Annotated in this window: 12 protein-coding genes and 1 tRNA gene; all 13 read right to left on the minus strand. The window is 73.5% G+C overall.

What is annotated here, in order from left to right; all coding sequences use genetic code 11:
* Positions 1-169 precede the first annotated feature (169 nt).
* The 13 genes from MUY14_RS27150 to MUY14_RS27210 all read right to left on the minus strand — a co-directional run bounded on the left by MUY14_RS27150 (position 170) and on the right by MUY14_RS27210 (position 12274).
* Positions 170-1282, minus strand: coding sequence for an XdhC/CoxI family protein (locus MUY14_RS27150; protein ID WP_247013162.1), 1113 nt, complete (start codon positions 1280-1282; stop codon positions 170-172).
* Positions 1275-2387, minus strand: coding sequence for a VWA domain-containing protein (locus tag MUY14_RS27155; RefSeq protein ID WP_247013164.1), 1113 nt, complete (start codon positions 2385-2387; stop codon positions 1275-1277). Before MUY14_RS27155 ends, MUY14_RS27150 begins: the two co-directional genes overlap by 8 nt.
* 20 nt (positions 2388-2407) lie before the next feature.
* Positions 2408-2484, minus strand: a tRNA-Arg gene (locus MUY14_RS27160).
* Between the two features lie 287 nt (positions 2485-2771).
* Positions 2772-4532, minus strand: coding sequence for a hypothetical protein (locus MUY14_RS27165; protein WP_247013166.1), 1761 nt, complete (start codon positions 4530-4532; stop codon positions 2772-2774).
* 31 nt (positions 4533-4563) lie between these two features.
* A complete protein-coding gene (locus MUY14_RS27170; RefSeq protein WP_247013168.1) occupies positions 4564-5433 on the minus strand; it encodes a MoxR family ATPase in 870 nt (289 codons plus the stop codon).
* 969 nt (positions 5434-6402) lie between these two features.
* Positions 6403-7011: an NTP transferase domain-containing protein gene (locus MUY14_RS27175; RefSeq protein ID WP_247013170.1), complete on the minus strand. Its 609-nt coding sequence runs from the start codon at positions 7009-7011 to the stop codon at positions 6403-6405.
* Positions 7004-7834, minus strand: coding sequence for an IclR family transcriptional regulator C-terminal domain-containing protein (locus tag MUY14_RS27180; RefSeq protein WP_247013172.1), 831 nt, complete (start codon positions 7832-7834; stop codon positions 7004-7006). Before MUY14_RS27180 ends, MUY14_RS27175 begins: the two co-directional genes overlap by 8 nt.
* Positions 7835-7844: 10 nt before the next feature.
* On the minus strand, positions 7845-8246 hold the full coding sequence (gene pcaC / locus MUY14_RS27185) for a 4-carboxymuconolactone decarboxylase (protein ID WP_160701811.1): 402 nt from the start codon (positions 8244-8246) through the stop codon (positions 7845-7847).
* Positions 8243-9019: a 3-oxoadipate enol-lactonase gene (gene pcaD / locus MUY14_RS27190; protein ID WP_247013175.1), complete on the minus strand. Its 777-nt coding sequence runs from the start codon at positions 9017-9019 to the stop codon at positions 8243-8245. Before pcaD ends, pcaC begins: the two co-directional genes overlap by 4 nt.
* A gap of 17 nt (positions 9020-9036) precedes the next feature.
* Positions 9037-9591 (minus strand): protocatechuate 3,4-dioxygenase subunit alpha, encoded by a 555-nt coding sequence (pcaG, locus tag MUY14_RS27195; protein WP_247013177.1) that lies wholly within the window; start codon positions 9589-9591, stop codon positions 9037-9039.
* Complete coding sequence (gene pcaH, locus MUY14_RS27200; RefSeq protein WP_247013179.1) at positions 9588-10325, minus strand: protocatechuate 3,4-dioxygenase subunit beta; 738 nt, start codon at positions 10323-10325, stop codon at positions 9588-9590. Before pcaH ends, pcaG begins: the two co-directional genes overlap by 4 nt.
* A gap of 12 nt (positions 10326-10337) precedes the next feature.
* Positions 10338-11519: a thiolase family protein gene (locus tag MUY14_RS27205; RefSeq protein WP_247013181.1), complete on the minus strand. Its 1182-nt coding sequence runs from the start codon at positions 11517-11519 to the stop codon at positions 10338-10340.
* Positions 11516-12274 (minus strand): CoA-transferase subunit beta, encoded by a 759-nt coding sequence (locus MUY14_RS27210; protein ID WP_247013183.1) that lies wholly within the window; start codon positions 12272-12274, stop codon positions 11516-11518. The genes MUY14_RS27205 and MUY14_RS27210 overlap by 4 nt, the downstream gene beginning before the upstream one ends.
* Positions 12275-13245 lie beyond the last annotated feature (971 nt).

Below are 13245 nucleotides of genomic sequence, written 5' to 3' on the forward strand. Positions count from 1 at the left end.
GACTCCCGAGCGTGCTACGCGACCTTGGCGCGGACAAGCCCTGATGTCACACGTTCAACTACTTGTTCCGCAGATGCACGGGAAAGCACTGCACAACTCCGCACGTGCGGAAGTCCGGATGGGTGAACTTTTGTAAGCCACCCGGAGCAGTGCCGCCCGGGGGCCTTCGTCAGCCGTGAATGCGTCCGGTCAGCTCGGCGAGCCGCTTGCCGCCGCCACCCCACCGAAGCGCGATGATCTCCGCGGCGATCGAGACGGCGGTTTCTTCCGGTGTCCGGGCACCGAGGTCGAGACCGATCGGCGAGGACAGCCGTTCCAGCTCCCCCTCGGTGATCCCGGCTTCGCGCAAGCGGGCGAACCGGTCATCGTGGGTCTTGCGGGAGCCCATCGCGCCGACGTAACCGACCTCCAGGCGCAGCGCGATCTCCAGCAGCGGCACGTCGAACTTCGGGTCGTGGGTCAGCACCGCGATCGCCGTGCGCTGGTCGATCCGCCCCGCGTCCGCCTCCGCCTTCAGGTAGCGGTGCGGCCAGTCGACGACGACCTCGTGCGCGTCCGGGAAGCGGCTGCTGGTGGCGAACACCGGCCGCGCGTCGCACACCGTGACCTGGTAGCCGAGGTAGCCCCCCATGCGGGCCATCGCGGCGGCGAAGTCGATCGCGCCGAAGACCAGCAGCCGGGGCGGCGGCTCGAACGAGTTGACGAACACCGCCATGCCCTCGCCGCGGCGCTGCCCGTCCGGGCCGTAGTGCAGGGTGCCGGTGCGGCCGCTGGCCAGCAGGCCGCGCGCGTCGTCGGCCACCGCGTCGTCCATCCGCGACGACCCGAGCGAGCCCGCGGTGCGGTCCGGCCAGACGATCATGTGCTCGCCGACCAGGCCCTCACGCTCGTGCTCGATCACCGTCACCACGGCGACGGGCTCGCCGCCGCGCACCGACGCGACGACGTCGCCGAGCTCCGGCATCGACGCGCGGTCGACGTGCTCGACGTAGATGTCGATGATCCCGCCGCAGGTCAGGCCCACCGCGAACGCGTCGTCGTCGGTGACGCCGTAGCGCTGCAGCACCGGCTTGCGCTCGGCGACGACCTCCTGCGCGAGCTCGTAGACCGCGCCTTCGACGCAGCCGCCGGACACGCTGCCGGCGACGGTGCCGTCGGGGGCGACGACCATCGCGGCGCCGGGCGCGCGCGGCGCCGACGAGAAGGTGGCGACCACGGTGCCGAGTCCGACGGTCTCGCCGTCGGTCCAGCGGCGGAACACGTCGTCCAGTACGTCACGCATCGGCAATCTCCCGGAGCAGTTGTTCCAAGGTGGCCAGGGTGTGCCCGGCCAGCAGCCGGTCGATGTGGGGCAGCGCCGCGACGATGCCCGACTGGACCGGAGCGTACCCCGCCCTTCCGGCGTGGGGATTCACCCAGAATACGGCGTGCGCGAGCCGGCGCAGGTGGGCGAGCTGCTCGCCGAGCAGGCCGGTGTCGCCGCGCTCCCAGCCGTCGGAGAACACCGTGACCACCGCGCGGCGGGCCACCCCGCGGCGGCCCCAGCGGTCGAGGAACGCCTGCAGCGTCTCGCCGAGCCGGGTGCCACCGGCGAAATCGGGCACCGCGGAACCGGCCGCGAGCATGGCGCGTTCCGGGTCCCGCTGGCGCAGCTGGCGCGACACCCGCGTGAGGCGCGTGCCGAGGGTGAAGACCTCGACCGCCTGGGGCGCGGACCGCGTCAGGACGTGGGCGAACCGCAGCAGCGCGTCGGCGTACGGGCTCATCGAACCGGAAACGTCGATGAGCAGCACCACCCGGCGCGGGCGCGTGCCGCGGCGGGCGTGCACGAGCTTGAGCGGCTCGCCACCGCTCGCGAGCATGGCGCGCAGCGTGCGCGACGGGTCGAGCCGGCCGCGCCGCGACGACGTCCGCCGGGCGGCCGGCCGTTTCGGGGGCACCGGTTTGAGGGTGGCCAGCAGCTCACGCAGGTGTTCGCGTTCGGCCGTGGTCAGCGCGGCGAGGTCGCGGTGGCGCAGCACTTCCTGGGCGCTCGCGGCGACTTTCAGCTGGTCCTGGCCATCGCCGCCCTCGGCGTCCCCGCCCTCGGCGTCGACGAGCGGCGCGATCCGGGCCTGCTTCGGCGCGGCGGTCTTCGTGCGCTGCGGGGTCGGCGTCTCGATGGAAAACCACTGACTGAAGGCTTCTTCGTAACTCGGGAGGTCGTCGGGGCTCGAGCACAGCGTCAGCCGGCCGGCCCAGTACAGCTGCGTGGGCTCGGCGACGTCGATCTCGGCGACGGCGGCCAGGTAGGCCTGCACGCGGTGGGCGTCGCAGGCCACCCCGGCTTCGCGCAACGCGGCGGCGAACCCGGCGTACCCGGCGACGGGATCGGCGGCGGTGGTCATGTCCCCATTGTGCGCTTCTCTGGCGTCCCGGCGAGGAGTCGAACCTCGGACCTCGGCGTTCGTAGCGCCGCGCTCTGTCCTGCTGAGCTACCGGGACGAGGCGGCCCGCGCACCCGCCCCTCCCCGGGTGGGCACGCGGACCGCGCTCTTCGCCGCGGCCGACCCGGTAGCGGCGGGTGGGCGCGAAGAGCTTTTCGGAAAGAATTCAGCGAACGGCGTGGGAGACCGAGTCGCGGCGGTTCCGTTGTCGGGTCACGATCTCCTCCTCTCGGTGGCGGTTCCGGCTGTGTGAGAAAAGGATGCCGGAGGCGCGCGAGCCCGGCAACGCAATTAAAACGCCCGCCCGGTCCATTGTGGACCGGGCGGGCGTTTCGGGTTCGTGCGTCAGGAAACCTTCATGCCGGGCTGGATGTTCGCGCAGCCGCGCAGGCCGGCCGTCTTGTTCAGCTCCAGGATCGGCGGCAGCGTCTTCTGCGCGTACGCCTGGAGTTCGGCGAGCTTCGCCGGGTCGACCAGGTCGCGCCGGACGTGGTAGCTGACCCAGTTGCGCGAATCGACGGTCATGTTCCCGATCGGCTGGTTGACGAAGATCGTCACGTAGTCCTGCTCGAACCGCGGGTCCCGGTCGAACTGCAGCGTGGTGATCCACGAGCCGATGAACGTGATCAGCTCCGGCTTGGCCTTCGTGAAGACGTAGTCGCGCAGGCCCTGCATGTCGGCGCGGTGCAGGTAGTCGGCGATCGGCTTGTCGCCGAGGCCGGCCAGGTCGAGCACCCGGATGCGGCTGCCCAGCGACGTCCCGCCGAGGTCGATCAGCCCGACCTGCGCGGTGTCCGGCAGCTTGAGGATGTCCGCGAAGCCGTTGACGGCCTGCGCGTCGCGCTCGGCGACGATGCAGAACGCGGTCTTGACGTTGGCGCGGTAGGTCGTGCCCTGGGTGTAGAACCCGCTCACCGAGCTGACCGCGGCCACGACCAGCAGGCAGGCGAGCACGATCCGGCCGCGCAGCCGGGCCGCGGACAGGGCCTCGACGACCACGACCGCGGCGCCGAACGCGCCGAGCGTCCAGACCGGGGTGGCGAAGCGCAGCTGCCCCATCCAGTCGTACTCGAGGACGATGTAGGCGACGACGGTCAGCCCGAAGGGCACCAGCAGCGCGATCAGGCCGGTGCGCAGCTTCGACGGCCGGATCATCAGCATCACCAGGCACGCGACGGCGATCGCGACGACCAGCCAGCCGACGTAGGAGACGATCTCCCCGGGCCGCGCGAGGTCGTCGAGGTTCGGCGGCTCCTGCCCCTTCGCGACGGCGGTGTTGGGCACCAGCCGGCCGAACTCGAACCAGCGGAAGACGACGTAAGCGCCGTACGGGACAGCGAAGCCGGCGACCGACAGGACGACCGCGCGGACACTGCGGCCGAGCAGCTCCCGCTTGAGGAACAGCAGGACGACGATCGGGTACGCACCGGCGTAGATGATGCCGTCGGGCCGGGTCAGCGCGGCGAGCACGGCGATCAGCCCGGTGCCGACGGCGACCTGCGTGCCGAGCAGCCGTCCGCCTTGGACCGCGCGCAGGATCACCACCGCGAGCGCGGCGACGGTCAGGGCGTAGAAGGAGTTCTCGAGCCCGGAGAAGCACCAGATCACGAACGACGGGATCGCGGCGAGCACGGCCCCGGTGAGGAAGGTGACCAGCGCCGGGCGGCGGGTGAGCGTCTTGGCGCCGAAGTAGAACAGGACGAGGACGCCCAGGCAGCACGCCAGCGCGAGCGCCTTCGGGAAGAGGATCTGGTCGTTGACCCCGAACAGCGTCCCGTGGTCGAACAGGCCGACGAGCTTGCCGAGCGCGAGCAGCACCATCCAGGTGGGGTTGGAGTACCCCTCGACCGGCGAGGCGCCGGGCTGCAGGACGGGCCCGAAGCCGTCGGCGACGTTGCGCGAGTAGGCGAACGTGATGGCGGCGTCGTCGATCAGCCAGTGCCCGTAGAAGGACGCGTGCACGGCGATCAGCGCGGTGCCGCCGAGGATCGCGGCCACGGCGGCGAGCTTGCCCCGCCAGGTGCCGGTCCTCGCCCCGGCTGCCTCGGGCCGATCCGGCGCCGGCTCCGCGGCCGGTCTCGTCTCGGTCGTTTCCGCCACGCTCATCCGCAGGTTCTCCCCCGTCTCGGCCCTCGGGTCAGGCGAACAGGGCGTCGAGTTTCGCCCGTACCCGGTCGAGGTCTTCGCTGTACTTCAGGACGGCCCCGAGCGTCCGCGCCGCGGTGGCCGCGTCCAGCTCGTCGCGCTCAAGAGTCATCAGGGCTCTCGCCCAATCGAGTGACTCAGCTACTCCCGGTGGCTTCAGCAGGTCCATTTCACGGAGCCGATGCACCGCTTCAGCGACCTGCCGAGCTAAAACTTCACCTATTCGAGGGATTCTACGGCGCAGGATCATGACCTCCCGAACCAGGTCGGGGTGTTCCAGCCAGTGGTAGAGGCACCGCCGTTTGAGAGCGTCGTGCACCTCCCGCGTCCGGTTGGAGGTGAGCACGACGAGCGGCGGCTGCGCGGCGCGGACCTCCCCGTACTCGGGGATGGTGACGGCGTTCTCGTCGAGCAGCTGCAGGAGGAAGGCTTCGAACTCGTCGTCGGCGCGGTCGATCTCGTCGACGAGCAGGACGCAGGGAGCTTTGAGAGCCTGCAGGAGGGGCCGGGCGAGGAGGAACCGTTCGGTGTAGAGCGACCGTTCGGCGGCCTCGACATCGAGCGTGCCGACGGCTTCGAGCGCCCGGAGGTGCAGGAGCTGGCGGGGGAAGTCCCACTCGTAGAGCGCCTGGGCGGCGTCGATGCCCTCGTGGCACTGGAGCCGCACGAGAGGACGCTCGAGCGCGGCGGCGAGGGCGAGGGCGAGCGAGGTCTTGCCGGTACCGGGTTCGCCTTCGCAGAAGAGCGGGCGCCCCATCTTGAGCGCGAGGAACCCGGCGGTGGCCAGCCCGTCATCGGCGAGGTAACCGGTCCCGTCGAGAGCAACGGCGAGTTCTTCGGGCGAGGCGAGCAAGTCGGTCACGCCCCGATCGTAGGCGGCGGGTGGGGAGGGTGCGGTGTGTGCGGAGCAGGAGGCCCGGACGGATGACCCACGGCCCGCGTGCCCGCCGGGGCTCGGCCGGGGGCCCGGCGGGGCGCGGTGGGGCGCCTGCCGGAGCCCGGCCGGGTGCCCGGCGGGGCACGGCCGGGGTGTCCGGCGGGGCACGGCCGGGGTGTCCGGCGGGGCACGGCCGGGGTGCGGCCGGGGTGTCCGGCGGGGCTCGGCCGGGTACGGCCGGGTGTCCGGCGGGGCGCCTGCCGAACGCGGCCTGGTGCCCGGCGAGGCGCGGCGGGGGCGCCTGCCGAACGCGGCCTGGTGCCCGGCGAGGCGCGGCGGGGCGCGGCCGGGTGCGCGGCGCAACTGGCGTGCCGCGCGGCGGGGCGGCGGCTTGCTGGCCGCGGGATGCCGGGTGGCCGGGCACACCCGGCCTGCCGCGCTGCGACGCGCTGGCCAGGAGGCGGCGGCCAGGCGCGGCCGGGGGCAGCTTGCACGCCGGGTGGCGACTTGCTGGCCGGGGCACAGCCGGGTGCCCGGGCGCAACTGGCGTGCCGGCCGCTCCCATGCCGGGCGGCGACTTGCTGGCCGAGGCACCGCCGAGTGCCCAGGCGCAACTGGCGTGCCGCGCTGCGACGCACTGGCCGATGGGCGGTGCGGGGGCAACTCGCATATCGGGCGCGACTTGCTGGCCGGGATGGCGGCAGAACCGGGGCGACCCGAGGCCGGCCTGCGGAGGCGAACGGCCTGCCGGAGGGCGGGCGGCTGCAGTACCGGGGCGGCCGATGGTCCGGGCCGAGGTGGCTCGCGTGGGGCGGTGTCGACTCGTCGGGTGGGGTCCGCGGGCCGGGACGGCGTGGGAGGGGCTGGGCGGGAAGGTCGCGACCTTTGGGGTGGCGGGGAGCAGTGCGGGCGGAGCGGCGAAGTGCCGGAAGCGGCTTGCGCTGGAGCGGGTGGTCAGCGGGGCGGCGGGTTCGGCAAGTCGGTGGGGCGGTCGACGTCGCGGCCGCTGCCCAGGTCGGCGCACTCGATCAGCTTCAGGTCCTTGCGGGTCGCGAGCCAGTCTCGGGCGCCTCGGTCGCCTTGGGCGGTGGCTGCGATCTCCGGCCACCAGTCGCGACCGAGGAGGACTGGGTGGCCGGGGACTCCGTTGTACGACGCGCGGGCCACCGCTTCCGGGGTTGCCTCCGCGGCGATCCTCGTGAGGATCTCCGGGCCTACCCACGGCAGGTCGACCAGGTGGACCAAGGCCGCCACCGGAGCGTCGGGGGTTTCGGCCAGTGCGGCCAAGCCTGCTCGGAGGGAGGCTCCCATGCCCGTCTGCCAGCCCTCCGCGAACACCGCCGACAACGGGTCGGGTAGCAGGGCGCGGACTTCGTTGGCTGCTGCGCCCACGACTACGCGGATCGGGGTGCAGCCTGCCGCCGTCAGGGTTTGGAGGGCTCGGTGGACCAGGGGTTCGCCGTCCAGTTCGACCAGGGCCTTCGGGCCGCCGAAACGGCGGCCGGCTCCTGCGGCCAGGAGGAGGCCGGCGACCCGGGTGGCCCGCGGTGGGGGGTCAGCCATGGGCTCGGCCCGGGGCTCCGATCGCCAGGTCCGCTTCGATCGCGCGGGCCGTCTCCAGGAGTGGGGGGACCAGGTTCTCGCGGACCGACTCCGCCGTCGTGCGGCTGGCGTGCGTGGACAGGTTGACCGCCGCCACTGTGCGGCCCTTGCGGTCGTGGATCGGGGCCGCCACCGAGCGGAGGCCCTCCTCCAGTTCCTGGTCGACCATTGCCCAGCCCTGGTCGGCCACCGCCGCCAGTTCCGCGCGCAGGGGGTCCGGGGCCGTCACCGTGTGGTCGGTGAGGCGGTCCAGGCTCGCCACCAGGAAGTACGCCTCCAGCTCCGCCTTGCTGAGGCCGGCCAGCAGGACGTGGCCCATCGAGGTCGCGTACGCCGGGAAGCGGGTGCCCACGTTGATGCTGACCGTCATGATCCGGGAGATCGCCACCCGCGCGACGTAGACGATGTCCGTTCCTTCGAGGACCGAGACCGAGCTCGACTCGTGGACCGTCGCGGACAGCTTCTCCAGGTGCGGCTGGGCCACCTCGGGCAACGTCATGCTCGACAGGTACGCGTAGCCCAGCTCCAGCACGCGCGCGGTCAGGGAGAAGTACTTGCCGTCGGTGCGGACGTAGCCGAGGTCGGTCAACGTCAGCAGGAACCGGCGGGCCGCCGCGCGGGTCAAGCCGGTCGCGCGGGCGACGTCGCTCAGGGTCAGCTCCGCCGCTCCCGCGTGGAAGGCCTTGATCACGGCCAGGCCGCGCTCCAGCGACTGCACGTGGTGGGCACCACGGTGCGCCGGCTCGCTGTCCAGCTCGACGTCGATCGGCCTCCCCGCGTCCATGACCGGCACCCTATCCGGCGTCGGCCGGCCGGGCGCTCGGCTCGCCGAGCTCGGCGAGGGTGCGCTGCGCGATGGCGAACGCCGCGTTCGCCGCCGGCGCGCCCGCGTAGACGGCCGTGTGCAGCAGGACCTCGCTGATCTCCGCCGCCGTCAGGCCGTTGCGGACCGCCGCGCGGACGTGCATCGCCAGCTCGTTGTGCGCCTGCAACGCCGTCAGCGCCGCCAACGTCACGCAGCTGCGCGTCCGGCGGTCGAGGCCGTCGCGGGACCACACCGACCCCCACGCGCCCTCGGTGATGTAGTCCTGGAACGGGCGGCTGAAGTCCGTCGTGCCCGCGACCGCGCGGTCGACGTGCTCGTCCCCGAGCACCTCGCGCCGCACCTTCATGCCCTGTTCGTGCCGGTCGGTCACACTCGCTCCAAGTGGTCGAGGATCAGCCGGGTGAACTCCGCCGGCTGCTCGTAGCTGCCCAGGTGCGCCGCGTCCGCGACGACTTCCAGCCGCGCGCCCGGGATGCTCTCCGCGATCGGGCGCGAGTGCTCCTCCGGCGGGGTCGCAGGGTCTTCCGCGCCCGCGATCACCAGGGTCGGGGCGGTGATCTTCGGCAGCGCGTCGAGCTGGTCCATCCGCTCGATCACGCCACAGCACGCCGCGTACCCCTCGGCCGGGACCCCGGCGATCATCGACCGCAGGTAGGCGGCGCGGTCGGGGTGCCGCTCGGCGTAGCCCGGGGTGAGCCAGCGGGTGACGCCGGCCGCCGCGACCGCGGAAGTGCCCTCGGCGCGGACCTTCGCGGCCCGCTCGGCCCACATGCTCGGCGGGCCGAGCTTCGCGGACGTGCAGCACAGCACCAGGCTCGCCACCCGGTCCGGTGCGTGGGCGCCGAGCCACATGCCCGTCATCGCGCCGAGCGAAAGCCCCACCAGGTGGGCCCGCTCGACCTCGAGCTCGTCGAGCAGCGCGACGACGTCGGCGCCCAGGTCGTCGAGTTCGTACGGACCCGGTGGGACCGGGGATGCGCCGTGGCCGCGCGTGTCGTAGCGGACCACCCGGAAGCCGCGTTCGAGCAGCGGCACCACCTGGGGCTCCCACATCCGGAGGTCGCTGCCGAGCGACCCGCCGAACACCACCACCGGCCCGTCCTCCGGGCCTTCCACGACCCGGTGCACCCGCACGGAGCTCACACCGCCTCCTCCTCCGTTCATACCGCGAAGAACACCGTCTCGCCGTCGCCCTGCAAGCGCACGTCGAAGCGGTAGCCGTCGTCGGTCTTCGCCGCGATGAGCGTGGCGCGCCGCTCCGCCGGGACGGTCGCCAGCACCGGGTCCGCGGAGTTGTCCTGGTCCTCGAAGTAGATCCGCGTGACGACCCGGTTGAGCAGGCCGCGCGCGAACACCGACACGTCGATGTGCCGGGCCTGCGTGGTGCCGCCTTCGCCGGGGACCACGCCGGGCAGCAGCGTGAGGATCTCGTACGTGCCGTCGACGTCGGTCGGGCAGCGGCCGAAGCCGCGGAACTCGCCGTTCGCCGCGCCACGCGGGTCGTCCGGGTGGGCGAAGCCGCCGTCGGGGTCGGCCTGCCAGGTCTCGATCATCGCGTCCGGGACCGGGTCGCCGTTGCCGTCGCGGACCGTGCCGCGGATCCGGAACGCGCCGGGCGTGCCCTCGGGCACGACGTGCGGGCCGTCGGGCCAGGGCAGCCCGATCGACAGGTAGGGGCCGACCGTCTGCGAAGGGGTGGGGAGCAGCTTGGTCATTCGTCCTCGTCCTCTTCCTCTTCGAACACCGACGCGTCGCGCCCGCGCAGCACGATGTCGAACTGGAACCCGAGCGCCCATTCGGATTGGGTGATCTCGTGGTCGTAGCGCGAGACCATCCGCTGACGGGCCTTTTCGTCCGGGATCGAGTTGAAGATCGGGTCCTGGGAGAACAGCGGGTCGTCCGGGAAGTACATCTGGGTGACCAGCCGCTGGGTGAACGCCGAGCCGAACACCGAGAAGTGGATGTGCGCGGGGCGCCAGGCGTTGTCGTGGTTCTTCCACGGGTAGGCGCCGGGCTTGATGGTGGTGAAGGTGTAGCGGCCGTCGTTGTCGGTCAGTGCGCGCCCGACGCCGTCGAAGTTCGGGTCGAGCGGCGACGGCCAGCGGTCGCCGGTGTGCCGGTAGCGGCCGCCGGCGTTCGCCTGCCAGATCTCGACGAGGGAGTCGCGCACCGGGCGGCCGTCGCCGTCGAGGAGCCGGCCGGTGACGATGATCCGCTGGCCCTGCGGCTCGCCCGCGTGCTGGCGGGTCAGGTCGTTGTCGAGCTCGCCGAGCCGGCCCGGGCCGAGCAGCGGGCCGGTGACCTCGGTCAGCATCTGCGGGAGAAGCACCAGGTCCTGCTTGGGGTGCCGCAGGGCCGTGGAGCGGTAGCCGGTGGAATTCAGCGGGGGGTGCGTGCCTTCGGGGTCCTGCCCGTAGCGCGGCAGCCTGAGTTCGGTCGGAGTGGCCACGTCTGTTCTCCTTTACCGGCCTTCGAGGACGACGGCCAGGCCCTGGCCGACGCCGATGCAGATGGCGGCCAGGCCCCAGCCCCCGCCGCGGCGGTGCAGGTCGTGGGCCAGGGTGCCGAGGATCCGGCCGCCCGACGCGCCGAGCGGGTGCCCGATGGCGATCGCGCCGCCGTGGGTGTTGACGATCTCCGGGTCGAGGTCCTTCCAGTCGCGCAGGCAGGCGAGCGACTGCGCGGCGAAGGCCTCGTTGAGCTCGACCGCGGCCAGGTCGTCCCAGCCGATGCCGGCGCGCTCGAGGGCGATCTCGGCCGCGCGCACCGGGCCGATGCCGAAGACGTCCGGGTCGACGCCGGCCGCGCCCCGGCCGGCGATGCGGGCGAGCGGGGCCCTGTTCAGCCGGCCGGCGGCGGCTTCGTCGCCGAGCAGGAGGGCCGAGGCGCCGTCGTTGAGCGGGGAGGCGTTGCCCGCCGTGACGGTGCCGTTTTCCTTGCGGAACACGGGCTTCAGCTTGGCGAGCTTCTCGGGGCCGGAGTCCGGCCGGATGCCTTCGTCGCGGGCCAGGTCGACGCCCTCGACCGGGACGACGAGGTCGTCGTAGAAGCCTTCGTCCCAGGCCTTGGCGGCGTTGACGTGGCTGCGCGCGGCGAAGGCGTCCTGCTCGTCGCGGCCGATGCCGTAGCGCTCGGCGAGCTGTTCGGTGGACTCGCCGAGGGAGACCGTCCACTGCGACGGCATCGCCGGGTTGACCATCCGCCAGCCGAGCGCGGTGTTGTAGAGGGTCTGGTTGCCGGCGGGGAACGCCTTTTCGGGCTTCGGCATGACCAGCGGCGAGCGGGTCATCGACTCGACGCCGCCGGCGACGACGAGGGAGGCGTCGCCGACCTGGATCGCCCGGCTCGCCTGGATCGCCGCGTCGAGGCCGGAGCCGCAGAGGCGGTTGACGGTGCTGCCCGGGACGGTCGTCGGCCAGCCGGCCAGCAGCGTGGCCATGCGGGCGACGTTGCGGTTGTCCTCGCCCGCGCCGTTCGCGTCGCCGAGGGTGACTTCGTCCACTGTGGACGGATCGAGGCCGGTGCGGGCCTGGAGAGCTTTGAGGACCCCGGCGGCGAGGTCGTCCGGGCGGACGCCGGCCAGCGCCCCGCCGTAGCGGCCGAACGGGGTGCGGATCGCGTCGAGGATGTAGACGTCGGTCATGCGCTCGCCTTCTCCAGGTCTCGGAGCACCTTGAGCTCCTGTTCGGTCGGGGCGGGGGTGGCCTTCAGGTCCTCCGCGACCTTCAGTTTCCACCCCGTCGCCGCGATGGCCCGATCGAGCTCGACGCCGGGGTGGAGCTCGGTGAGGGTCAGTTCGGCGGTCTCGGGGTCGGGGCGCAGCAGGCCCAGGTCGGTGACCACCAGGGTCGGGCCCTGGCCGGGGAGGCCCAGGCGCTCACGGTCGCCCCTGCCCGTTCCGTGACCGAACGAGGTCACGAAGTCGACCTTCTCCACGAACGCGCGCGGGTTCTGGCGCAGGACGATGAACACCTCGCCGCAGGAGGCCGCGATCTCCGGGGCGCCGCCCGCGCCCGGGAGGCGGACCTTCGGGTCGTGGTAGTCGGAGCCGATGACCGTGGTGTTGATGTTGCCGAACTTGTCGAGCTGGGCGGCGCCGAGGAAGCCGACGTCGATGCGGCCCGGCTGCAGCCAGTAGTTGAAGACCTCGGGGACGCTGACCACGGCGTCGGCGGTGTCGGCCAGCTCGCCGTCGCCGATCGAGAGCGGCAGGCGGGAGGGCTTCGCGCCGAGGCAGCCCGATTCGTAGATCAGGTTCAGGTCGGGGGCGTGGGTGCGGCGGGCGAGGTTGGCCGCCTTGCTGGGGAGGCCGATGCCGACGAAGCAGGACTTGCCGCCGGCGAGGGCGCGGGCGGCCGCGACGCTCATCATCTCGTCCGCGGTGTAGTCGGTGCTCATGCTCGGACCTCCGCGGGGCGGGTTCGGGTGAGGGGGCGGGGCGCGCCGGCGGATGCGATTGGGCGGGCCGGGTGGGTGCGGCCGGTGGGCCGGGATGCGATGGCGGCGCGGCTCGGGTAGGTGCGGCCGGCGGGACGGGATGCGGCGGTGCTGCGGCCCGGGCGGGTGCCACCGACGGGCCCGGATGCGGCGGCAACGCGGGCCTGGCGGATGCCGCCGGCGGGACGGGATGCGGCGGTGCTGCGGCCCGGGCGGATGCGGCCGACGGGCCCGGATGCGGCACCAGCGCGGGCCTGGCGGATGCCACCGACGGGCCCGGATGCGGCGGTGCTGCGGCCCGGGCGGATGCGGCCGGCGGGACGGGATGCGACGGTGCTGCGGCCCGGGCGGGTGCCACCGACGGGCCCGGATACGGCGGCAACGCGGGCCTGGCGGATGCCGCCGGCGGGACGGGATGCGGCGGTGCTGCGGCCCGGGCGGGTGCCACCGACGGGCCCGGATGCGGCGGCGGCGCGGCTCGGGTAGGTGCGGCCGGCGGGCCAGGATGCGGCAGTGCTGCGGCCCGGGCGGGTGCCACCGACGGGCCCGGACGCGGCGGCAACGCGGGCCCGGCGGATGCCGCCGGCGGGACGGGATGCGGCGGTGCTGCGGCCCGGGCGGGTGCCACCGACGGGCCCGGATGCGGCGGCGGCGCGGCTCGGGTAGGTGCGGCCGGCGGGCCAGGATGCGGCAGTGCTGCGGCCCGGGCGGGTGCCACCGACGGGCCCGGACGCGGCGGCAACGCGGGCCCGGCGGATGCCACCGACGGGCCCGGATACGGCGGCAACGCGGGCCTGGCGGATGCCACCGACGGGCCCGGATACGGCGGCAACGCGGGCCTGGCGGATGCGGCCGGCGGGACGGGATGCGGCGGCGCGGTCCGCGTGGGTCAGGCAGCCGAGACCGGCGGGGCGAGGCGGGCTCGAATGGGC

Source organism: Amycolatopsis sp. FBCC-B4732 (assembly GCF_023008405.1).
Taxonomy (GTDB): domain Bacteria; phylum Actinomycetota; class Actinomycetes; order Mycobacteriales; family Pseudonocardiaceae; genus Amycolatopsis; species Amycolatopsis pretoriensis_A.

What these genes read in the sequence shown, in the direction of transcription:
- MUY14_RS27150 (WP_247013162.1), bottom strand. Translation starts at nt 1,282, where the DNA reads ATGCGTGACGTACTGGACGACGTGTTCCGCCGCTGGACCGACGGCGAG.
- MUY14_RS27180 (WP_247013172.1), bottom strand. Translation starts at nt 7,834, where the DNA reads ATGGACGCGGGGAGGCCGATCGACGTCGAGCTGGACAGCGAGCCGGCG.
- MUY14_RS27155 (WP_247013164.1), bottom strand. Translation starts at nt 2,387, where the DNA reads ATGACCACCGCCGCCGATCCCGTCGCCGGGTACGCCGGGTTCGCCGCC.
- MUY14_RS27175 (WP_247013170.1), bottom strand. Translation starts at nt 7,011, where the DNA reads ATGGCTGACCCCCCACCGCGGGCCACCCGGGTCGCCGGCCTCCTCCTG.
- MUY14_RS27165 (WP_247013166.1), bottom strand. Translation starts at nt 4,532, where the DNA reads ATGAGCGTGGCGGAAACGACCGAGACGAGACCGGCCGCGGAGCCGGCG.
- MUY14_RS27205 (WP_247013181.1), bottom strand. Translation starts at nt 11,519, where the DNA reads ATGACCGACGTCTACATCCTCGACGCGATCCGCACCCCGTTCGGCCGC.
- pcaG (WP_247013177.1), bottom strand. Translation starts at nt 9,591, where the DNA reads ATGACCAAGCTGCTCCCCACCCCTTCGCAGACGGTCGGCCCCTACCTG.
- MUY14_RS27210 (WP_247013183.1), bottom strand. Translation starts at nt 12,274, where the DNA reads ATGAGCACCGACTACACCGCGGACGAGATGATGAGCGTCGCGGCCGCC.